The sequence below is a fragment of the Mycobacterium innocens genome, assembly GCF_900566055.1.
GTDB lineage: Bacteria > Actinomycetota > Actinomycetes > Mycobacteriales > Mycobacteriaceae > Mycobacterium > Mycobacterium innocens.
On sequence record NZ_UPHQ01000314.1, the window covers coordinates 1 to 20,648 of the forward strand.

16 protein-coding genes and 1 pseudogene are annotated in these 20,648 nt (G+C 63.2%); 16 read left to right on the plus strand and 1 reads right to left on the minus strand.

Features of this window, described 5'->3' with window-relative positions:
* Positions 1-94 (plus strand): annotated as a pseudogene (locus tag EET03_RS28900) (ExeA family protein); the annotation flags it as partial.
* A 434-nt stretch (positions 95-528) separates the two neighbouring features.
* Here EET03_RS28900 and EET03_RS28905 read toward each other — a convergent pair.
* Complete coding sequence (locus EET03_RS28905) at positions 529-963, minus strand: lipoprotein LpqH (protein WP_075544891.1); 435 nt, start codon at positions 961-963, stop codon at positions 529-531.
* Between the two features lie 896 nt (positions 964-1,859).
* Here EET03_RS28905 and EET03_RS28910 point away from each other — a divergent pair.
* From EET03_RS28910 to EET03_RS28985, 15 genes are all read left to right on the plus strand, one after another.
* Positions 1,860-2,570, plus strand: a complete 711-nt coding sequence (locus EET03_RS28910; protein ID WP_082274897.1) for an MlaE family ABC transporter permease — start codon at positions 1,860-1,862, stop codon at positions 2,568-2,570.
* On the plus strand, positions 2,570-3,418 hold the full coding sequence (locus EET03_RS28915; protein ID WP_075544889.1) for an MlaE family ABC transporter permease: 849 nt from the start codon (positions 2,570-2,572) through the stop codon (positions 3,416-3,418). The genes EET03_RS28910 and EET03_RS28915 overlap by 1 nt, the downstream gene beginning before the upstream one ends.
* An 8-nt stretch (positions 3,419-3,426) precedes the next feature.
* Positions 3,427-4,884, plus strand: coding sequence for an MCE family protein (locus EET03_RS28920; RefSeq protein WP_075544888.1), 1,458 nt, complete (start codon positions 3,427-3,429; stop codon positions 4,882-4,884).
* Positions 4,885-4,912: 28 nt separating this feature from the next.
* A complete protein-coding gene (locus EET03_RS28925; RefSeq protein WP_075544887.1) occupies positions 4,913-5,941 on the plus strand; it encodes an MCE family protein in 1,029 nt (342 codons plus the stop codon).
* The gene (locus EET03_RS28930; protein WP_075544893.1) at positions 5,938-7,296 is read left to right on the plus strand and encodes an MCE family protein; all 1,359 of its coding nucleotides are present in this window, start codon (positions 5,938-5,940) and stop codon (positions 7,294-7,296) included. The genes EET03_RS28925 and EET03_RS28930 overlap by 4 nt, the downstream gene beginning before the upstream one ends.
* A complete protein-coding gene (locus tag EET03_RS28935) occupies positions 7,293-8,690 on the plus strand; it encodes a virulence factor Mce family protein (protein WP_099194438.1) in 1,398 nt (465 codons plus the stop codon). Before EET03_RS28930 ends, EET03_RS28935 begins: the two co-directional genes overlap by 4 nt.
* Positions 8,687-9,841: a virulence factor Mce family protein gene (locus tag EET03_RS28940; RefSeq protein ID WP_099194436.1), complete on the plus strand. Its 1,155-nt coding sequence runs from the start codon at positions 8,687-8,689 to the stop codon at positions 9,839-9,841. Before EET03_RS28935 ends, EET03_RS28940 begins: the two co-directional genes overlap by 4 nt.
* Position 9,842: 1 nt before the next feature.
* The gene (locus tag EET03_RS28945) at positions 9,843-11,336 is read left to right on the plus strand and encodes an MCE family protein (protein WP_075544884.1); all 1,494 of its coding nucleotides are present in this window, start codon (positions 9,843-9,845) and stop codon (positions 11,334-11,336) included.
* A complete protein-coding gene (locus EET03_RS28950; RefSeq protein WP_075544883.1) occupies positions 11,300-12,001 on the plus strand; it encodes a hypothetical protein in 702 nt (233 codons plus the stop codon). Before EET03_RS28945 ends, EET03_RS28950 begins: the two co-directional genes overlap by 37 nt.
* Positions 11,998-12,756, plus strand: coding sequence for a hypothetical protein (locus tag EET03_RS28955; RefSeq protein WP_099194434.1), 759 nt, complete (start codon positions 11,998-12,000; stop codon positions 12,754-12,756). The genes EET03_RS28950 and EET03_RS28955 overlap by 4 nt, the downstream gene beginning before the upstream one ends.
* A gap of 731 nt (positions 12,757-13,487) precedes the next feature.
* On the plus strand, positions 13,488-14,018 hold the full coding sequence (locus EET03_RS28965; protein ID WP_075544881.1) for a CAP domain-containing protein: 531 nt from the start codon (positions 13,488-13,490) through the stop codon (positions 14,016-14,018).
* A gap of 271 nt (positions 14,019-14,289) precedes the next feature.
* Entirely contained in the window at positions 14,290-15,423 is a 1,134-nt protein-coding gene (locus tag EET03_RS28970) for an NAD(P)H-dependent flavin oxidoreductase (protein ID WP_075544880.1), read from the plus strand.
* Positions 15,424-15,908: 485 nt separating this feature from the next.
* The gene (locus EET03_RS28975; protein ID WP_167470742.1) at positions 15,909-16,820 is read left to right on the plus strand and encodes a cytochrome c oxidase assembly protein; all 912 of its coding nucleotides are present in this window, start codon (positions 15,909-15,911) and stop codon (positions 16,818-16,820) included.
* Positions 16,817-18,718, plus strand: a complete 1,902-nt coding sequence (locus tag EET03_RS28980) for a linalool dehydratase/isomerase domain-containing protein (protein ID WP_075544878.1) — start codon at positions 16,817-16,819, stop codon at positions 18,716-18,718. Before EET03_RS28975 ends, EET03_RS28980 begins: the two co-directional genes overlap by 4 nt.
* Before the next feature lie 74 nt (positions 18,719-18,792).
* Positions 18,793-20,274, plus strand: a complete 1,482-nt coding sequence (locus tag EET03_RS28985) for an aldehyde dehydrogenase family protein (protein ID WP_099194430.1) — start codon at positions 18,793-18,795, stop codon at positions 20,272-20,274.
* Positions 20,275-20,648: the final 374 nt, after the last annotated feature.

Sequence of the window (20,648 nt, forward strand, 5' to 3'; positions counted from 1 at the left end):
GCTACAAGCCCTCGTCGCCGCGTTCGCCGCCGACAAGGCCATCGTCGACGAATCCTCCACCCGCACCGCTGTTGCCGAAGTCACGGCGGACTGAACACCACACCGACACCCCGAACACCACCGACCCCGCCGGACATCCACCGGCGGGGTCGTTTCATACCCGCACATCCTCACGATCAACGCCGCCATCATCCTCATCGTGAATGCCGGTCAACAGCCGCGTCGGACCTGCACCAGGCGATCAGACTCCAACAGCCAGCCGGACCGCTTCGCGCAGCGTCGGCCTGCAGTGTCCGTGAAACCAGCTCAGCAGGCTTCGGCGATCGCACCGCATCCGATGCGCCTTCAGCGGCAGCCAGCGGCGCCAGTGCAGCTGGACGCAGCAAACCATCTATTGACGCTTTTCGCGCCACGTCGAGTTGCCACGCAGTTTGCGCTGCCTGTCGCGCCGTGGCACATGGGCATCTGCGCCATCGATAGAAGCGGCGAGTCCCAGAGCCGAGCGCTTCCGCGGCGACACAACCCGCGTTAACAGGCCACTTTGACAGCGAAGTCAGTCATGGTTCTGGTATGCGGTTGCTCGGCGTTGAAGCCGGCCACGGTCCCGGTAAGCATGTAGGTCTGATCGACCATGGCCAGTCGGGCGTTGCCCTGCAGATCTTGCCAATAGCTGCCGGTGAACCCCTCGACGTCATTGAAGGCCACTGCCTTTGGGGTCCGTGCGTCGTCGAGCAGCAGCGTAGTCCGCGCGCGGGCACTCCCGATGTAGATCCAGGTCAAGCCTTTCCCGATGCTCTCGCACTTCACCTCGTGGACTTGACGCGTCTCGTTGCCGTTGACGGTGACATGTGCGGTACCAGGTGGTAATGCGCCGTTGGGCAATGTGAGGGCCGGCGGCCCCGACGAACAACCCGCGGTGGCGATCAGCAAGAGCAGTGTGGCGGCGGTGCATCCGCGTTGCATGACTCACCTCGAATGTGCTCACGGCTCTGATTGGTATAAGGGTAGCCCCGTTTAGCCGGTGACACGGCCGCAAGCTAGGCGCTCCTGCTGCGCTCACGCGGTTCGGCACAGGTGCCCATAGTCGACGAAACATCCAGGCGCGCGAGGGGAGTGGCGTCTGATGACGTCAGTGTGGAGTTTTTTTCTAGCACGCGCCATTGCCCCAACATTGGGCTTGCGTTTCTGGACGGATGCGCGGTTGGGAGGCCTGATCCTGGGGACCTCCGGGCATCAGCGCCCACGTTTTCTGGAAGCCGTCCGAACGGCCTCACGTTCCCAGCTGGCGGCCGTGGTATTCGTTGCTGGGAGCAACGGCTCTGTTCGGCAAGCGCTTCGGCGACGTAGTGCCAGCGAAACACCATCGGTCATGCCGACAGCCCCCGTCCGGTCGCTTGACAGCGCAGGCTCAGAGAGCCTGTGCGCCGGCCCCGAGATGCCGTTTCCGTCTAGTTGGGTTGATTTGGCTTTGACCAGGTGATATCGGGTAAGCGGGGGTCAGCGTGAGCAGCAGCGGTGGGGCGGGCTCCCAGCCGTCGTTGCCGATCCGACGGCCCCACCATTGGCTCCGGCAAAGGTGGTTGGGCCTCGCCTTCAGCAAAGAACACTTGGTCTACTAGGTAGTCTTAGTAGCTACACTCATCCGCTGGTGGAGATGGTTGCCAGAGGTGCACAAGGTGAGGTACCGTCATCCGGCATCCTCCCGTGCTGGGAGGCGCAACCATCCGGGAGGTCGGCAGAGCATTGTCGCACCAGGGGACAGTCGCTATGCCGGTCATGAGCGGACGCGGAGGTGCCTGCTAGTGGTTGTCCACCACCCGGCCGCCAAGCCGCTGCGGGAAATCGGCGGTTTCATCGCGATGTCCCTGGACACCATGGTGCAGGCGTTTCGCTGGCCGTGGGCCTGGCGTGAGTTCATCCACCAAAGTTGGTTCACCGCACGGGTATCGCTGGTACCCGCGATCCTGCTGGCAGTCGTGTTCAATGCGTTCGTCATATTCCTGCTCGACGTCCTGATCATCGAAATCGGGGCCGCCGACAACTCGGGGACGGGCGCGGCCCTTGCGGTGGTCGCCCAGATTGGACCGGCGATCACCGTGCTGGTTATCGGGGGAGCCGCGGCCACCGCGATGTGCGCCGACCTCGGTGCGCGCACCATCCGCAATGAGATTGACGCGATGCGGGTTATGGGCATCGACCCGATTCAGCGGCTCGCGGTGCCGAGGGTGGCGGCGCTCACCCTGAACAGTTTCCTGTTGAGCGGGCTGGGGACAATGGTCGGCCTATTCGCCGATCTTTGCTTCGCGGTCTATGTTTCACACGTCAACCCCGGCGCCTACGCGGCCAGTCTCACGTTACTCATCGGGCTGCCCGACGTAATCATCGCCGTCATCAAGGCGACCTTGTTCGGCCTGGCCGCCGGCTTGATCGCTTGTTACAAGGGGTTCACCGTGGGTGGTGGTCCGCAGGGTGTCGGTAACGCGGTCAATGAGACTGTCGTATATACATTCATGGCCCTCTACGTGATCAATACGCTACTCAGCGCCGTCCTCGCGCAGGTGCAACATTAATGAGCACCCCTATCGCACCAGAACCAAGGCTGATCCGCGGCATCCGGGCCGTGGTTGACGGATGGAATCACATCGGAGAACAAACCGCGTTCTATCTCCGGGCGATTATCAGCATCAAGGATGCCCTCATTTACTACAGGACGGAGACGATCCGCGTTATCGCCCAAATGAGCATGGGCGTGGGTGCACTTGCGCTGATCGGCGGCACCGTCGCGATCGTAAGTTTCCTGCTGATTAACACCGGTTTTCTGATCGCCATCGTCGGGTACAGCCAGACGGCCAACCTCGGGGTGGAGGCGCTGGTCGGCTTTTTCTCCGCCTACGTCAACCCGCGTCTGGCCGCGCCGTTGATCACCGCCATCGGTCTGGCCGCCACGATCGGCGCCGGAGCAACGGCGCAACTCGGCGCGATGCGGATCAGTGAGGAGATCGATGCCCTCGATGTGATGGGCGTTCGGACCATGGCTTACCTGGTGGCAACCCGGCTGGTGGGTGGTGTGGTGCTGGCGATCCCGCTGTGTTGCATCTCGCTGCTGGTGGGTTTCTTATCGACCCAGTTTCTTGTGCAATTCACCTACGGGCAGTCGAGCGGCGTCTACGACCACTATTTCCACACCTTCCTGCGGCCAACTGACGTGTTGTGGGCGATGGTCCAGGTGGTCGTGCAGGGGATTGTGGTCATGCTGCTGCACACCTACTACGGTTTCAACGCGTCGGGCGGTCCGGCCGGTGTCGGAGAGGCGACGGGCCGTGCTGTACGCGCCTCGCTGGTGGTCTTGACACTCGTGACCGCCGCGGTAGGTCTGGCGCTTTACGGGCGGTCCGGTAGCTTCCACTTGTCGGGATAGCAATAAAGATGACACCGAAGCGGCGTGAATTCCGCCTACACCCGGCCGCATGGACCCTTTTCCTCGTCGTGCTGGTAATCGCGGGCGGTGTGCTGACCGTCCTTGCGTTCAATCGAAACCTGCAACCGTATGCCCGCGTCACCCTGGTGTCCGACCGGGCCGGTCTGGTCATGGACCCCGGGGCAAAGGTCAAGCTGCGCGGTGTGGAGGTCGGTCGGGTCTCTTCGATCGACCCGGACGGTCAGGTGAAACTAGAGTTGGAACTGTACCCGGACCAGCTTAGGTATATTCCGGCCAACGTCGAGGCTCAGATCACGGCGCCGACCGCGTTCGGCGCCAAGTATGTCGAGCTGGTCACGCCTGCCCAACCGAGCCCGAAAAGGCTGGCAGCGGGGGCGGTGCTCAGGTCGCGCAACGTGAGCACCGAGCTGAACACCACCTTCGAGAACGTGGTCAGTTTGCTGAACCAGATCGACCCGGCGAAACTGAATGCGGTGCTCTCGGCGTTGGGTGAGGGCTTCCGCGGGAAGGGCGAAGCCCTGGGCGAGGCCGTCACCGACCTCAATCAGGTGCTGATGGCGATCAACCCGCGCAGTGACACCATCCGGGCCGACTACCGCGCGCTGAAGGGTTTCAGCGACACCTATAGCGCGGCAGCCCCAGACATTCTGTCTGTGCTCGATGCCGCCAGCACGACGAGCAAAACGATCACCGACAATGCACAGGCACTTGACGCACTGCTGGTGGGCGTGATCGGACTGTCCAACAGCGGCATCAACCTTATTGGCCCGGCCAGGGACAATCTCGTTCACGCGATCAACGTGCTCGAGCCGACGACGCGGCTACTGATGAAATATAACCCGTCACTCACCTGCTTGTTGGTGGGCGGATATCTCGGCCTGAACGATTTGATAGAAGCCGTCGCCGGGCACAACGGAAAGTCGCTGATCGGTGACGCCGGCATATTGTTCGGTGACGATATGTACCGGTATCCGGACCACCTGCCCATCAACGGCGCCAAAGGTGGGCCCGGCGGAGCGCCGGGCTGCGGTTCACTGCCGGACGTTGGCAAGAACTTCCCGGTGCGTTACTTGGTGACCAACACCGGATGGGGTACCGGGGTGGACGTTCGGCCGAATCCGGGCATCGGCTTCCCGGGGCTTGCCAACTACGGCCCGGTCACCCGCGGGACGCCGAAACCCCCGAGCATTTACACCCTCAACGGGGGGCCGGCGCCGGGTCCGGTGCCGTACCCGGGCGCGCCGCCCTACGGTGCGCCGTGGTACCTGCCGGATGGGACGCCGTTGTATCCGGGTTTGCCGCCTGCCATACCGGGCAGGCCGCGGGAGCCTGGGCCGCCGCCGCCGGGGTCGGAACCGTTCGTGCCGGCGCATCCGGCGCAGGTACAACCCACGCCGGTGCCGACGGTTCCGCCGCTACCGGCGCCGGATGCGTCCGAACACTGACTGCCGGAAGCGATAGAGAAAGGCGGACATGCGAGAAAGTTTGAGCGGCTCGCTGTGGCGTTTTGCTATCTACGCGATGGCGTGCCTGATCTCGGTAGCGTTAGTGTTTCTCATCTTCGGCCAGTTCCGGTTCCAGCCCGAGGAGACCTACAACGCACACTTCGCGAACGTCTCCGGGCTGCGCAACGGGAACTTCGTCCGCATCGCTGGTGTCGAGGTGGGCAAGGTCAAGAAGATTTCGTTCCTGCCCGACTCGACCCTGCGCGTGGAGTTCTCCGTTATCCCCTCGGCGGTGCTGACCGAGGGCACCCGCGCCGTCATTCGCTATGACGACCTCATCGGCGGCAGGTTCCTGACGTTGGAAGAAGGAGCCGGTGGCGTCAAAAGGCTGCACCCCGGGGACACGATTCCGTTGAGCCGCACGCAGCCGGCGCTGGATTTGGACGCGTTGATCGGCGGCTTCCGACCACTGTTCCGCGCGCTGGACCCAGACCAGGTCAACGCGTTGAGCGGCCAGTTGATTGCGGCCTTCCAGGGACAAGGTGCAACGATCGGCTCGTTCCTTGCCCAAGCCGCCGCTTTGACCAACACCTTGGCCGACCGGGATCAGCTGATCGGTCAGGTGATTGTCAACCTGAATACCGTGCTCGGGTCGCTTGGCGGCCAAAGCAAGCAGTTTGCGAAGGCCGTCGACTCGTTGTCGGAACTGGTGAAGGGCCTCGAAGCGCGTAAACAGGACATCAGCAATACGGTGGCGTACGGCAATGCGGCTGCCCGGTCGATCGCCGACCTGTTGGCACAGGGCCGCACGCCGGCCAAGAAAGTGGTCACCGAGTTGGACCGGACCGCCGGAGTCCTTGAGGCCGACCGCGATTACTTGGACAACCTGCTCAACACCCTTCCCGACGCGTATCAAATGGTCGGCAGGTTGGGCCTTTACGGCGACTTCTTCAGTTTTTACCTGTGCGATCTCCTCTTGAAGGTCAATGGCAAGGGCGGCCAGCCGGTATACGTCAAGCTGGCCGGCCAGGACACCGGGAGGTGCACGCCGAAGTGAAAACCTTCTCCGAACGCAACCCGCTTATCGTCGGCGCCGTCGGTATCGGCCTGGTCCTCGCCGGTATGTGGCTTTCGCTCAATTACCAGAAGCTGCCCCTCATCGACCAGACCAAGGAGTACTCGGCCTACTTCGCCGAAGCGGGTGGACTCGCCGCCGGTAACCCGGTCCAAGTTTCGGGTTTCCGGGTGGGTGACGTTTCATCCGTCGAGCTCGACGGTCCTCGGGTACTGGTCAAGTTCAAGGTCGGCAGTGATGTTCGGTTGGGCGATCGCAGCGAGGCAGCGATCAAGCTGAAGACCCTGCTCGGCGCCAAGCTCCTCGAGATCACTCCACGGGGAGATGGACAGCTGCACGGGCCGATACCACTTGACCGCACGACCCCGCCGTATGAGCTTCCCCAGGCACTCGGCGATCTCTCGACCACCATCAGCGGGCTGAACACCGACCAATTGTCCCGTTCCCTGGCGGTGCTGTCGGACACATTTTCCAACACGCCACCCGACCTGCAGGCCGCGGTGCGAGGTGTGGCGCGATTCTCCGAGACGATCGACAAGCGTGACGCCCAGCTGCGGACCTTACTGGAGAACGCAAACAAGGCCACCACCGTGCTTGCCGAACGCAGCGACCAAGTGGTGAGCCTGGTCACCAACACCAACGCCTTGTTGGTGCAGTTGCGGACTCAGAGCAGCGCGCTGGATCAAATCTCGAACAACCTCTCGGCGTTGGCGCAGCAGGTCAAGGGGTTCATCGCGGAGAACCGTCAAACACTTAAGCCCGCGTTGGACAAGCTCAACGCCGCGTTGACCGTCGTCGACAACCGCAAGGAGCGGGTGCAAAAGGCGATCAAGGGGCTCAACGCCTACGCGCTTTCGCTGGGTGAATCGGTGTCGTCGGGCCCCTACTTCAAGGCCTATCTGGCGAACCTGCTGCCCGGGCAGTTCTTACAACCGTTCATCGACGTGGCTTTCTCCGACCTCGGGCTGGATCCCAACGTTTTACTGCCCTCGCAGCTCTCCGACCCGCAGACCGGCCAGCAGGCGACCCCGCCGTTGCCAATGCCGTATCCACGGACCGGCCAGGGGGGAGACCCGAGGTTGACGCTACCCGACGCCATCACGGGCAACCCCAATGACCATCAGTGCGGTCCGCCGGGAGTGCCATTGCCCGGCCCAGGCTGCTACCCCTATCGGGAGCCGCCGCCCGCGCCACCTCCCGGCGGCCCGCCGCCGGGGCCCCCGGCAGAAACGCCGCCGGGCCCACAAGCGTCCGTCCCCACGCCACCGGGACCGATCGGGCAGCCGGCGCCCGGGCAGGTATCGCCGGCAGCGCCGGCTGAAGGGGGTGGGCGGTGAAGCGTTCACGAGGTGCCAGGATCGGCGTGGCCGCCCTGCTGGCGGTGGCGCTGATCGGCGGCATCGTCGCGGTGGTGTGGACCGCGACCGGCGGCGGTCGCACGCACATCACCGCATACTTCGACAACAGCAACGGGATCTACCCCGGCGATAACGTCGTGATCCTCGGGGTGCCAGTCGGCAAGATCGAAAAAATCGAGCCGCAGCCCGACCGCGTCAAAGTCTCCTTCTGGTATACCGACAAATACCAGGTGCCAGCCGACGCCAAAGCGGTGATTCTGTCACCGTCTCTGGTAACGGTTCGGGCTATCCAGCTGACACCCGCCTACACCGGTGGACCCGCGATGACGGATCACACCCTGATTCCGCAGGAGCGCACCGCCGTCCCTGTGGAATGGGACGACTTTCGTCAGCAACTCGAGAAGCTCGCCCAGACACTGCAGCCCACCCAACCGGGTGGCGTCAGCACATTGGGCGCTTTCATCAACACCGCAGCCGACAACCTGCGCGGCCAGGGACCCGATATCCGTAACACCATCATCAAGCTTTCGCAGGCGATCTCAGCGCTCGGCGACCATAGCGGCGACTTGTTCAAGAGCCTCAAAAACCTGTCGATTCTGGTATCGGCGCTGCGTGACAGCGGCGACTTGTTGCAGCGTCTGAACCAGAACCTGGCCGCTGTGACGAGGTTGCTGGCGAACGATCCGAATGAGGTCACAAACGCGGTGCGGGACCTCAACGATGTGGCCGGTGACGTTGCGAGCTTTGTGGCTGAAAATCGTGAGGCGCTGGGTACCACCTCGGACAAACTGGCGTCGATATCTAACGCCGTGGTCGAGAGCCTCGACGACATCAAGCAGACGCTGCATATCGGGACGCCGGCGTTCCAGAATTTCGCCAACATCTACCAGCCCGCGAACATCGCGCTGACCGGCGCGATCGCGGTCAGCAACTTTGCCAACCCGGTTCAGTTCCTGTGCTCGGCGGTGCAGGCGGCATCACGGCTGGGTGCCGAGCAGTCGGCGAAGCTGTGCGTGCAGTATCTGGCGCCAATTATCAAGAACCGTCAGTACACCTTCCCGCCGCTCGGATTCAATCCCTTCGTCGGCGTCATGGCGCGGCCCAATGAAGTCACCTACAGCGAAGACTGGCTGCGGCCGGATTACGTCCCATCACCGGGGCCGCCACCGACAGAGCAGTTCCGTACAGTGCCGCCGCCGCCCAACGGGCCACTGCCGCCGGCGAACAGGATCTACAACTATTTCGGCAACGGCATGGTCGACCCCGATCACGCGAATCCGCCGTTCGTACCTGCCAGGCCACCGGACCCCATACCGACCAACCCGGCTGACGGTCTTAAAGGAATGATGGTGCCGCCCGGAGGTGGACAGTGAACCGACTCGGAAACCGGCGGCGCGCCAGCGCCGGCGCCCTAGCAGCACTGCTCGTGCTCGCGCTGTCCGGCTGCGGTTTCATTCGGGACTTCCGTGGGGCGAACTCGTTGTGGCTACCCGGCACCAAGGGCGGTGGCCCCGGTTCCTTCACCGTCGCGGCGCAACTGCCCGACGTCCAGAACCTCAAGACCAATTCCCGGGTCCAGGTCAACGACGTGACGGTCGGCAACGTCACGAAGGTCGAACTCCAGGGCTGGCATGCGATGATCACCATGACGCTCGACGGCAAGGTTGACCTACCCGCCAACGCGACTGCCACGATCGGTCAAACCAGCCTGCTCGGTTCGGTGCACGTCGAACTGGCGCCACCCAAGGACACCCCGCCGGTGGGAAAGCTCAAGAACGGATCACTGATTCCCCTGTCGTCGGCAGGCGCCTTCCCATCGACCGAACAAACACTTGCCGCCGTTTCCTTGGTGCTCAACGGCGGTGGGCTGGCCAACGTCCAGGACATCACCAGGGCGTTGAGCACCGCATTCTCGGGTCGCGAACAGGATTTGAGAAGCTTGATCCAGCAGCTGGACAAATTCGTCGGCTACCTCAATGACCAAAAAGACGACATCATTGCCGCCACGGACAGCCTGAACAACCTGGTCGGCCAGTTCGCCGACCAGAGGTCGGTCCTCGACAAGGCGCTCAAGACCATCCCTGACGCGTTGGCCGTGCTGAACGATGAGCGGGAAAACCTGGTGGATGCCCTCGCTCAATTAGGCAAGTTGAGTGCGCTAGCCGCCGACTCCGTCTACCAGACCAAGGAAAACCTGGTCAAGGAACTCAACGATATCGGCCCGGTGCTGCAGTCGCTGGCCGATGCCGGGCCAGCGCTGACCCGTTCCCTGGACTACTTCGCGACCTACCCGTTCCCCAAGCCCACGATCAGCAAATGGATCCGCGGCGACTACGGAAACCTGACCGCCATCATCGACTTGACGCTGAGCCGGATCGACAACTCGTTCTTCACCGGCACTCGGTGGGAGGGTAACCTGACCGAGCTCGAGCTGCAGTGGGGCCGCACTATCGGCCAGCTACCCAGCCCCTACACCGCGCGCAACCCGTTGGTCGTCCCCTATCACTTCGACCAGGGGGCGTGACATGCTGACACGGCGCATCAAGATCCAGATAGCGGTCTTCGCTGTCATTGCGAACGGCGCGATCGCGGCCGTGCTTTTCGGCTACCTTCAGGTCCAAAGCACGATTTTCGGTATCGGTCGTTACACGGTTACGGTGCAGCTGCCCCAGGCCGGCGGCCTCTACGCGGGCGGGAATGTCACCTACCGGGGTGTCACCGTCGGCCGGGTGCGCGACGTCCGGCTGACCAGTACCGGCGCCGAGGCCGTGCTTCAGATGAATTCGAACGTCGAGATCCCCGCCACGGATCTCGCCGCCGAGGTGCACAGCGTGTCGGCGGTCGGCGAGCAGTACGTTGCTCTGACGCCGCACAGCCGAACCGGGCCCAAGCTGAAGAACGGCGACGTTATCCCCGTCGACCACTCGAGCGTTCCCCCCGACATCAACTCGCTGGTTGCGGCGACCAACCGCGGCCTGCAGGCCATCCCACACGACAACCTCAAAACGGTGGTCGACGAGAGCTATCTCGCCCTCGGCGGGCTCGGCCCGGAACTTTCCCGGCTGCTGAAAGGCACCACCACTCTGGCAATTGATGCCCGAAACAACCTGGATGCGCTGACCACCCTCATCGACGAATCGAAGCCGCTGCTCGACAGCCAGACCAACTCATCGGATGCGGTGCAGGCCTGGGCGTCCAACCTGGCCAGCATCAGCAAACAGCTGCAAACCAATGATGCCGCCGTGGCCGGCGTGATCAACAAGGGTGCCCCGGCGGCAGAGGAGACCCGCCAGCTGTTCGACCGGCTGCAGCCGACGCTGCCCATCGTGCTGGCCAACTTGGTCAGTGTGGGCGAGGTGGGGGTCGCCTACCGCGCCGACCTCGAGCAGCTATTGGTGATACTGCCAGCGGCGACGGCCGGGGGCCTGGCGACCATCCTGCCCGACCGAAACATCAAGTCCAGTTATCCCGGTCTGAACTTGAGCTTCAACATCAACATCAACCTCCCGCCGGCGTGCACGACCGGATACCTGGCAGCGCAGCAGATCAGGTCGCCCAGCTTCGAGGATCACCCGGACCGTCCGTCAGGCGATATGTATTGCCGGATACCGCAAGACGCCGCCCTGAACGTACGGGGGGCCCGCAATTACCCGTGCGAGACTCGCCCGGGAAAACGCGCCCCGACGGTGAAGATGTGTGAAAGCGACGAGGAATACGTCCCCCTCAACGAGGGATACAACTGGAAAGGTGACCCCAACTCGACGTTGTCGGGGCAGGATATCCCGCAGTTTCTGCCTGGCGCAACACCGGGTGTGTCGGCGCAGCCGTCGACGGCAGGAGCCACATCGCCGGCTCCGCCCGCGTCGCCTCCGGCTCCGATTGCGGTCGCGGAGTATGATCCCGCCACCGGCACGTATGTTGGACCGGACGGGCAAGAATACCGACAAACCGATCTGGCCCGTCCTTCCGACCAGGAACAAACATGGCAGCAGATGCTGATGCCCCCGAAGGCGAAATGAGCGATACCGAAACCGCAGAAGAGCCGTCAACGGAATCGAAATCGGATACCGACTCGACATCGACCGAAGAGCCGGACGTTCCTGCCGACGACGTTGAACACGACGAGGCGTCCGCGGCGCAGTCCGATGACCTTGACGCCGGTGGCGACGACGAGGATGTTAAACCGACACAACAGCGACTGTCGCCCGTGCGGCTGGCAACATTGGTTAGTCTGGTCGCCATTCTCGCCCTCGGCGGGGTGGTCGGATGGCTGGGATTGCGGACTTACCAGTTGCGTCAGGAGCAAGAACAGCGCGAGCTGTTCCTGCGGGTGGGGCGGCAGGGCGCGGTGAACTTGACCACCATCGATTGGCAAAACGTCAATAGCGACATCCAACGCATACTGGACTCCGCCACAGGGCCGTTCTACGACGACTTCTCCAAACGCTCGCAGCCCTTCATCGACCTAGTGAAGAAGATGCAGTCGAAATCGGTGGGGACCGTCACCGAGGCGGGTCTGGAGTCCGTGTCACGCAATGAAGCTCGGGTGCTTGTCGCTGTTTCCGTCAAGACGTCCAATCTTGGCGCAGAAGATCAGCCGCTGCGGGCCTGGCGAATGAGGATCGACGTACAAAAGGTCGATGATGGAGCGAAGGTTTCGAACGTTTTGTTCGTACCGTCATGACATCTCAGCCCGGCATGGCCGGTGGCGAAGCGAACGAGCCAGAAAAGGAATCAGACGCGGTGCCCGTCGACGCCGAATCCGCGACCGTTGCGGATGTCGCCACGGTCGCCGAAGATACCGCCGACGAGATCGAGAACGACACCGGGGCAGGCGAACACGCCGAGGACATCAGCGACGGCGACGCGAACACGGAATCAGCGGACGCGCCCTCCAACGAGTCTGAAGACGAACAGGACGGAAAAGCCGGTGGCCGGGCGAAAACCCGACGTACCATTAGCATTTCGCGACTACTCGCTTTCGGAGTGCTTCCGGGCCTGGTGTTGTTACTCGCGGCGGCAGGCGGCTACCTGAAGTGGCAGTCGTCATCGATCCGCGCATCGCAGACCGGCAGCGTCGAGTCCGTTGTAGCCGCCAAGGACGGCACCGTTGCCATACTGTCCTATCAGCCCGACACCGCTGACAAGGACCTAGGGGCCGCTCGGGACCGGTTGACCGGGACTTTCAAGGATTCCTACACGCAGCTGACCCACGACGTGGTTATCCCCGGCGCCAAACAAAGGCACATCTCGGCGGTTGCCACCGTTCCCGCGGCGGCCTCCGTGTCAGCTACGTCGAGCCACGCGGTGGTCCTGGTGTTCGTCAACCAGACCGTGGTCGTCGACACCGATCCACCCAGCGCTTCCGCTTCCAGCGTCCGGGTGACCCTGGACAAGGTTGACGGCCGGTGGCTGATCAGCGGCTTCGACCCGGTCTGATTCCAGCGCGTAGTCTCAGCGATACTTTGCGCGCCCAAAGTCCCTGTCGGCGCTTCATAACGTGAACGCAGTCGGCCCGATTGCCTTGCACATTTTCGTCACCGGGCCGGTGGTGCTGTGGTTGACCGGATTCTCGACCACATCTGCACAACCTTGGCCCGTCACGATGTACGTCGCTCCAGGCCGATACGGATAGTAAACCAACGCTGGATCCGCGCCGGCCCGATGGGCGCACTGGCTCTGCGAATCCGCTCCTTGGATCGCCAAACACACGACCGACTCATTGGGAATCGCGTCCATGGTGCACGGCCCGGGTCGCACCGTGGCCAGCACCATGCGCGTACTGGATACCTGAACGACGCGCGGCGGCGTGAGTACCCACGAGCACGACTGGGACGCGTCCCCCTCCGATGGCGACGCACTTGTGACGCCGGCAAAGTAGACACCCAACATTGACGTTGCCACCACTGCCTGCAGCATCGAGAGGGGCCGAAGCATGCCTATATCGAAGGGGCCGAGCGGCTTTCGAAACGGCCCCATGTCCTAACCCCTGGCAGCAAGCGACTGATGGTGACGAGTCTAGCTCAAGAACTCCAACCAAGTTATAATTCTTTGACTCAATTGCAACACAGCAGCAGATCGGGAGCGACCACCAGACCGCGCACGCAAGACGGTGATCTGTCCTCCGATTCGTCGTGGGCCGTGGTACTCAAAGGGCCGGGAGGCATGCGATGACATGGGCGAGCAGCACGGTTCGCTCCACGCTGTTCCCTTCGGTGGCGGTGCTTCTGGTCGGGGCGGGGACGTGGGCAGCACCCGTCGCGCATTCCGACAACGGCAACACTGTCGTACCGAACAACGCTCGGCTCAACAACAGTGTCTATGTGAACATCAACACCGCTCAACGTCAGAACGGCTGCACCACCGATTCCAATATGGACGGCCGACTGACGGATGCTGCCCGGCGGCACACCTTTGACGTCCTCAACAATCCCGACATCAACGGTGACATCGGATCCGACGGATCAACTCCCCAGGACCGCGCTCGCGACGCTGGATTCAACGGTAAGGCCGGCGAAACCGTGGCGATTGTGCCCTCCCTGGCGATCAACGGCATACAAATCCTCGGTCAGTGGTGGTGGGATCCGCCGTCGCGCGCCCTCATGCAGGATTGCGCCAATACCGCCATCGGTATCTGGTCGGAAAACAGTCTTAACCGCTCGGTATTGGTTGCGATGTACGGCCAGCCGACCGCTCCGTGATGCTGCGGCCTTCGCAGTTTGCGAAACGGATAACGTACAGGGGCCTTTCTGGGCCGGGTCAGCTGCGAATCGGATTGTCGCCCTATCGTATTCGGGTCGACGTGGTCGCTGCGCCAAAATCGCGGCGGGGAACGTGAGTGGCGACCACGGCTGGTTCAAGATGGATTTCAGACTCCTTGCCAAGGTGCAGCTTCGTGGCCTACCGTCTAAGCAAATCGGACGGTTTCCGTCGGTAAATTTCGGCGAAGGCCTCGGGAGGAGGTTTGGCTCGGTGAGGACCGCGATCTGCGAAATGCTTGGCATCGATTTCCCGCTCCTGGCGTTCAGTCACTGTCGCGACGTTGTCGCCGCGGTGACCAATGCCGGAGGCTTTGGCGTGCTGGGCGCGTCCTCGTATAGTCCCGCAGAACTCGAACACGAACTGGCTTGGATCGACGATCGGGTGGCCGGCAAACCTTACGGCGTCGACATTGTGTGCCCGGAGAAGTTCGAGGGCAAAGGTATGGATTTGACCCGCGAGCAGATCGAGGCGATGGTACCGGCAGAACATCGTGACTATGTCGCGCAGCTGCTTTCACACCACGGCTTGCGACTTGACGAATTCGGCGAGACTCCCTTCAGGCTGTTCGGCGCTGTCGGTGACACCATTGGTGAAGAGCTGTTGGACGTGTCGTTTCGGCATCCGATCAAGCTGATTGCCAACGCACTCGGAGTACCGCCGGCATTCATGATCGACCGCGCCAAGGCCGAGCATGTGCCTGTCGCCGCACTTGTCGGAACCAAAGAGCATGCCATCAAGCAGGTCCAGGCCGGGGTCGATGTTCTGGTTGTGCAGGGCACGGAGGCCGGCGGGCACTGCGGCGAAGTGACGACGATGGTGCTCGTTCCTGAGGTGATTGATGCGATCCGGGCGGTCCGCGACGTGCCGGTACTGGCCGCTGGCGGAATCGTCACCGGTCGCCAGGTTGCTGCCGCGATCGCCCTGGGTGCGGCGGGTGCGTGGACTGGTTCGGTGTGGCTCACCACTGAGGAGGCGGAGACGGCGCCCTACACGGTGCAGAAGATGCTCGCAGCCAGCTCACGTGACACAGTGCGCTCGAAATGCCGCACCGGCAAGCCTTCTCGGCAACTGAGATCAGCGTGGACCGACGCGTGGGAAGCGGCGGCCAACGGACCGAAGCCGTTGCCGCTGCCACTGCAGTCGGTGGTTTCGGAAAACGTGCTACGGCGGATCGACACTCTTGCCGAGAACGGCAACAAGGGTGCGCAGGCGCTGGCGACGTACTGGGTTGGGCAGGGCGTCGGCTTACTCAACAAGGTCAAACCGGCTCGTGAGGTGGTCCGCGAGATGATCGAAGACTATCTCGACGCCGTCGAACGGCTGACACGATCCCTAGAAGACTAAGAACCTCCACCCCATCGTCTTAACGATGAAACATCAATCGACGGACCCAGAGCCCATGGCCGCAGGCAAGCGGACACTCGCATTAACGCATGGTGCCCGTTGAATACCCTATACCGCAGCGTAATTCAGCGGCTGTGCGGGATGCCGAGTCATTCCTCTGGCGCTCTAGCCGCAATGCGGTCAATGTGTCGATCCGCAGCTGCAGCCGGAAGCCGACTAGCTTTCCCGGTCCTGTCTCTGCCTCAAAACCAACAAACGCGGCACAAATTCTGGACGTTGCTATCTAACTAGGTTATAGTTATTATCTGCCACTTCGGGTCGGCCGTTACCGGCGTTGGAGGGCCTATGCAGCAATACTTCGACATCGTCAGGACATTGTTTGCCGCAGTCCGGGATTCCCGCGGGAGCCGCGCCATGGGCAAGGAAACGCCGGACTGATGGCCTGCTGCATCGTTATTGCCAAGTTCCTATTGTGGGTCTACCGCGTGCTCGACCGTCGGGCCGTCGGCGCACCCGCACCGCGATCGCTGTTGGGATCAGGTCCGACTCGGTGGCTGCTGCTGGGTTCGACGTTGGGTGAATTGCTGGTTGTGGGTGCCCTGATCTGGGTTGTCGCCCCGGGCGCCAACACGCATCACACGGGTACGGCGATGGCAGGCAGCGCACCTGACACCCAGGGAGGTTGGCAGTGGGCGGCGCCGGTGGTGATCGGCCTAGCCGCCCTCAGCGCGGCCAGCACTCTCATGGACGGCAGAATGACCCGTCGCGCGCTGGCTGTCCTTGCAGGTGGTGCGACAGCAGCCGCGGCGGTCAGCCCGCCCGTGCTGCAGGGCGCGCAGTCTTCGCATTTCGTCTTCATGACTCAACTCGAGTTGCTGGCTGTCGTCGCACCCATTTTGATCGTGTCGGGGATCCGCCACCGATGGCGCGGCACGGCAATCGGTGAAGCTCTGGGCCACCTTGCTCCGGCGGCCGCCGCGGCCGCTGTGGTGACCGTTACTGTTATCCACCTGCCGAGCGTGCACGCCGCGATCACGACGTCTGTGGTGCTGCAGGCATGTGCGCTGCTCGCTGTGAGTGGCACCGGCGCGCTGATCTGGCTGGCGGTTCTGGCAGATCCTTCCGCAGCGGGTGCCGCGCGTCGCCTGGCCTCGGCGCTGGTGTCACAAGAAGCCATGGCGATGATCGGTCTGGTCCTCTTGCTGAGCCCGCACGTGTTGTTCTCCATCCACGGGACGCGGCCGGCCGGTATGGATCCGATGCTGGACCAGCGGACCGCCGGGGCGGTTGCACTCGTCGTCGATCTGCTCGTCACCGTTCCCGTCCTGATCCGGCTGGCGGCGCAGATACCGACGCTACGTCCGATATTCGCCCGTGACTCAGTGAGGTTGAAGTGACCAAGCCCGCCACTGCCACGCGTCCCGCCGACCTGCCGCCCGCGGCGTTGGGCCCGCTCACCCGCCGCCGGCTGCTGCGTACCTCGGTTGTTTACGCTGCCATCGTCACGGTTGGCGCCGTGCTGGTGTGGCTGGGAAGTCCCGCATGGCAGGTGTTCGGCGTCGGATTATGGTATCCCGGCGCGGGATTCCTCGCGCTCGGCGGATGGCACTGGGCGCTAACGCTCGTCACGCTAGTGCTGTTCGCCGCATCGCTGGTCGCCTGGTTCGGTGCGGGAGCCAATACCTTCCCGCCATTGCTCTGGCTGACTGCGGCAGCGATCGCGGCGGTTCTGTCCCATGGTCACGTCTCGAATTACGGCATCGGTGTTGCCGTCGCGCTTGCCGGCGTGGCCATCGCACTACTGTTTGTGTGGCGAACCATTGCGCGGGCGCGTCTTGCGCGGACTCGCTCGGAGCGCGCCGCCTACCTGCCGGCGCGGGTGGTCGCGCTCCGGGAGCGCGCGGCCGGTGCGCCCGCCGTAAACGACCGCGAACTTGATGCGGATGCATTGGCTGGCCTGCGTTACATCTTTGATCGGGCGCTGCAAGATGCCAGCGACTTCAGCAACTTCGACAAGATCGATCAGTTTCAGACGTCGGCAATTCGCTACCAAGTGAACCAGCTGGGATACGCGCTAGCGCAGGTGTCTTTCCATTACACGCCGGCGTTCAGCGGCTACTCCCATGAGGCCCAGAACCGGCTGGTCGAAAAGTACCTCGAGCATCTGGTGTGGGGCTACTGGAGGTGGGAAAACGCCTGGGGCCGCTTGTCTTTGGATGCCGACCCAGCCAAGACCGACAACATCATGCTGACCGGTTACCTCGCGCTGCACGTGCACAACATGACGGCCGCCACCGGTGACCACCGCTGGAATCGTGAGGGCGCGCTGACGTTCCGGCTCAACGACCGCAAGGTATTTCGCCACGACGGGCACAGTCTGATCGAACAACTGATGCGAAACTTCCACACACAGCACTTCACCCTGTGGCCTTGCGAGCCGAACTGGATCTACCCGGCGTGCAATCTGCGCGGCGCGATGGCTGTGCGCTCCTATGACCGCGTGTTCGGAACCAGCCACTGGGACGATATCCGTGACATGTTCCGCTTGCGACTCGACACCGAGTTCACCAACCCGGACGGGAGTATGGTTGCGCTGCGCAGCAGCCACACCGGTTTTGCGGTCCCCTTTCCCATGCCCAATGCGGCTGTCCCCCAGTTAGTCAACGCACTTTTTCCTGATGTGGCCCAACGGTATTGGGCGATCTCCCGCCAGGAAGAGTTCTACCGGGACGAGCATGGCTTGCGGGTCAAGCCGCCGCCGATGGGTATCGACTTCGGCAACTACCGTCCCAGCGTCGTCAGCGACGTGGCCGCTCTGGTCAACGGTGCCACGGAGATGGGAGACCAAGAAGCAGTGGCGGCCGCCCGCGACGAATTGCATTGCAGGCTGACGCCGGTGCGCCAGAATGGCGCGCTGTACTTCAAGGGTGTGTCGACCTTGTGGAACGCCTGGATTGCCCAGGACCGCACAGGGTTCCGGGACTGCTGGCGATCGCTGGTCATCGACCCACCGGCTGAGTGCATTGCCCATGGGCCCCAACTGGCGCGAGTCAAGTACCCGGACGTTCAGGTTGCGTCCGCGCGCAACGACGGCCAAACCCTGCGCCTCGTGCTGCGGCCCGCCGGTTCCGTTGCGGAGCAGGATCTGACGCTTGCGCGGCTCGACCCGGGGAGGCGTTATCACGTCAGCGGTGACGGTCGGGACCGGACCATCACCGCCGACGCCCGCGGATGCGCGATCGTCCCCGTCGACTTGCATGCCCGCCTCGAGCTCACCGTCACACCGTCTGGTTGAGCGGCATCCCGGATCGCCCGTCATTCTGCGCAGCACGGAGGTTGTGAGTGGTCACCCAGTTAGGAACGAGCCCTATGTCCCCTGATCGGCAGTACCGTTCAGCCGTCGCTGACCACAGCGAGAATGCGGGCATACGTGCAATGCTCGATGCACAGCGTAGCGACTTTCTTAAGTGCGGCCCGCCGTCTGCGGCGCGGCGGAGAGACCGGATCGATCGGCTGATCCTCTTGCTGACCGAGAATGTCGACGAATTCTCTGAGGCGCTGTGCGCCGACTTCGGTAACCGGCCCCACGTGGTCAGTCTGATCTCGGAGGTGGGGGGAATCCTGCCGGACCTGACGCTGACTCGCCGCCGCCTCGAAAGGTGGATGCGTCCGGAGCACCCCACGCGCCTCGTCAGCCTGCTGGGGGTGCCGACCGTCGTGGAGAAAAAGCCGTTGGGAGTCGTTGGGGTTATCGGCCCGTGGAACTTTCCGGTCAGCCTGGTCGCGCAACCCGCTGCGTCGGCACTGGCTGCTGGGAATCGGGTGATGATCAAGTTCTCTGAGGTCACCCCTCGAGCGGCGAATTTGTTCGCCGCCAAGGTGGCCCGTTACTTCGACCCGACCGAACTCGCGGTTGTCATCGGCGGTCCCGATGTTGGGGCGGCGTTCAGCGCCTTGCCTTTTGATCACATCTTCTTCACGGGATCGCCTCGCGTGGGGGCGCTTGTTGCCAGTACTGCGGCCAAGAACCTCGTCCCTGTCACCTTGGAACTGGGCGGCAAGAACCCGGCCGTTGTCGCGCACGATGGCGACGTCCCCGCTATGGCGCGTCGAATCATGGCTGCGCGACTGGTAAACGGTGGCCAGGTCTGCTTGTGTCCGGATTACGTGTTCGTGCCCCGCGACCGGCTCGGCGTATTCGTTGAGTCGGCGTTGGACGGCGCACGCGAGGCCGCAACGGCCTACGACGGTTACGGATTGGTCAGTCTCGTGGACGACATGAACTTCCAACGCGTCGCTACGCTGATCGATGACGCGCGCCGACGGGGGGCGACAGTTCACGATGTCGGTACTCCGTTCGACCGCCCGCGGCGGCGCATCCCGCCGACGGTGCTGGTCGGTGTCACGGGCGACATGGACATCGCGCACGAGGAGGTTTTCGGGCCCGTGTTGTCGGTGTTGCCTTACGACACCGTCGAGGAAGTCTGCGACTACATCGCGGCGCGGCCAGCACCATTGGCGGCCTACTGGTACGGCAAGACCGGTCCTTCTTTCGACCATTTCCGGGAACGGACCACCAGCGGTGGTATCACCGTGAACGACTTCGCGCTGCATTGCGCGATCATCGCGGGGCCGTTCGGTGGTGTCGGCCGCAGCGGGTGGGGCGCCTACCACGGGAAGGCCGGTTTCGATACCTTCACCCACCATCGCACGGTCACAAAGAGCCGGCTGCCGATGAGCTTGGCGCGACTGATTACACCACCCTACCCGGCGGTGGTGCGCCCGGCGGTGTCCGGCTACATCAGGTTTGAGCGGTACCGCGCGATGCGACGGCGAAAGCGACGCGGCTGACGAGCGGTTGTAAGCCAGTTCAGGGATGTCGCGCGAGGAAAGAAGTACAGGTGAGGTTTTCGAGGTCGTCGGGGAACAACCACCTACAGCCAACCGCCGCCGCCCGCATTGGCGAGCCTTCTCATAGTGCCTAGGTTTCCGATCTTGACTGTGCATCGTCGGCACGCATCGGGGAGTTCCTCTAGACGGAAGTTACGGCTGCCTGGGTAAGGGTTTTCCGCCCTGAACTGGGGGTTTGCTGGTTTGCTGGTTTGTGTTTGTGGCTACGCGGCGATGGTCAGGGGGATGGTGGCCTCAATGAGGTCGAAAGCACGGCGTTGAGTGGGGGTGGCCTCGGCGAGTTTGTCGATCTCGATGTCGGTGTGGTGGTAGCG

Excerpts from the sequence above, each read along its gene's own strand:
- EET03_RS28905 (WP_075544891.1), bottom strand. The coding sequence starts at position 963 with ATGCAACGCGGATGCACCGCCGCCACACTGCTCTTGCTGATCGCCACC.
- EET03_RS28910 (WP_082274897.1), top strand. The coding sequence starts at position 1,860 with ATGTCCCTGGACACCATGGTGCAGGCGTTTCGCTGGCCGTGGGCCTGG.
- EET03_RS28915 (WP_075544889.1), top strand. The coding sequence starts at position 2,570 with ATGAGCACCCCTATCGCACCAGAACCAAGGCTGATCCGCGGCATCCGG.
- EET03_RS28920 (WP_075544888.1), top strand. The coding sequence starts at position 3,427 with ATGACACCGAAGCGGCGTGAATTCCGCCTACACCCGGCCGCATGGACC.
- EET03_RS28925 (WP_075544887.1), top strand. The coding sequence starts at position 4,913 with ATGCGAGAAAGTTTGAGCGGCTCGCTGTGGCGTTTTGCTATCTACGCG.
- EET03_RS28945 (WP_075544884.1), top strand. The coding sequence starts at position 9,843 with ATGCTGACACGGCGCATCAAGATCCAGATAGCGGTCTTCGCTGTCATT.
- EET03_RS28950 (WP_075544883.1), top strand. The coding sequence starts at position 11,300 with ATGGCAGCAGATGCTGATGCCCCCGAAGGCGAAATGAGCGATACCGAA.
- EET03_RS28955 (WP_099194434.1), top strand. The coding sequence starts at position 11,998 with ATGACATCTCAGCCCGGCATGGCCGGTGGCGAAGCGAACGAGCCAGAA.
- EET03_RS28965 (WP_075544881.1), top strand. The coding sequence starts at position 13,488 with ATGACATGGGCGAGCAGCACGGTTCGCTCCACGCTGTTCCCTTCGGTG.
- EET03_RS28985 (WP_099194430.1), top strand. The coding sequence starts at position 18,793 with ATGTCCCCTGATCGGCAGTACCGTTCAGCCGTCGCTGACCACAGCGAG.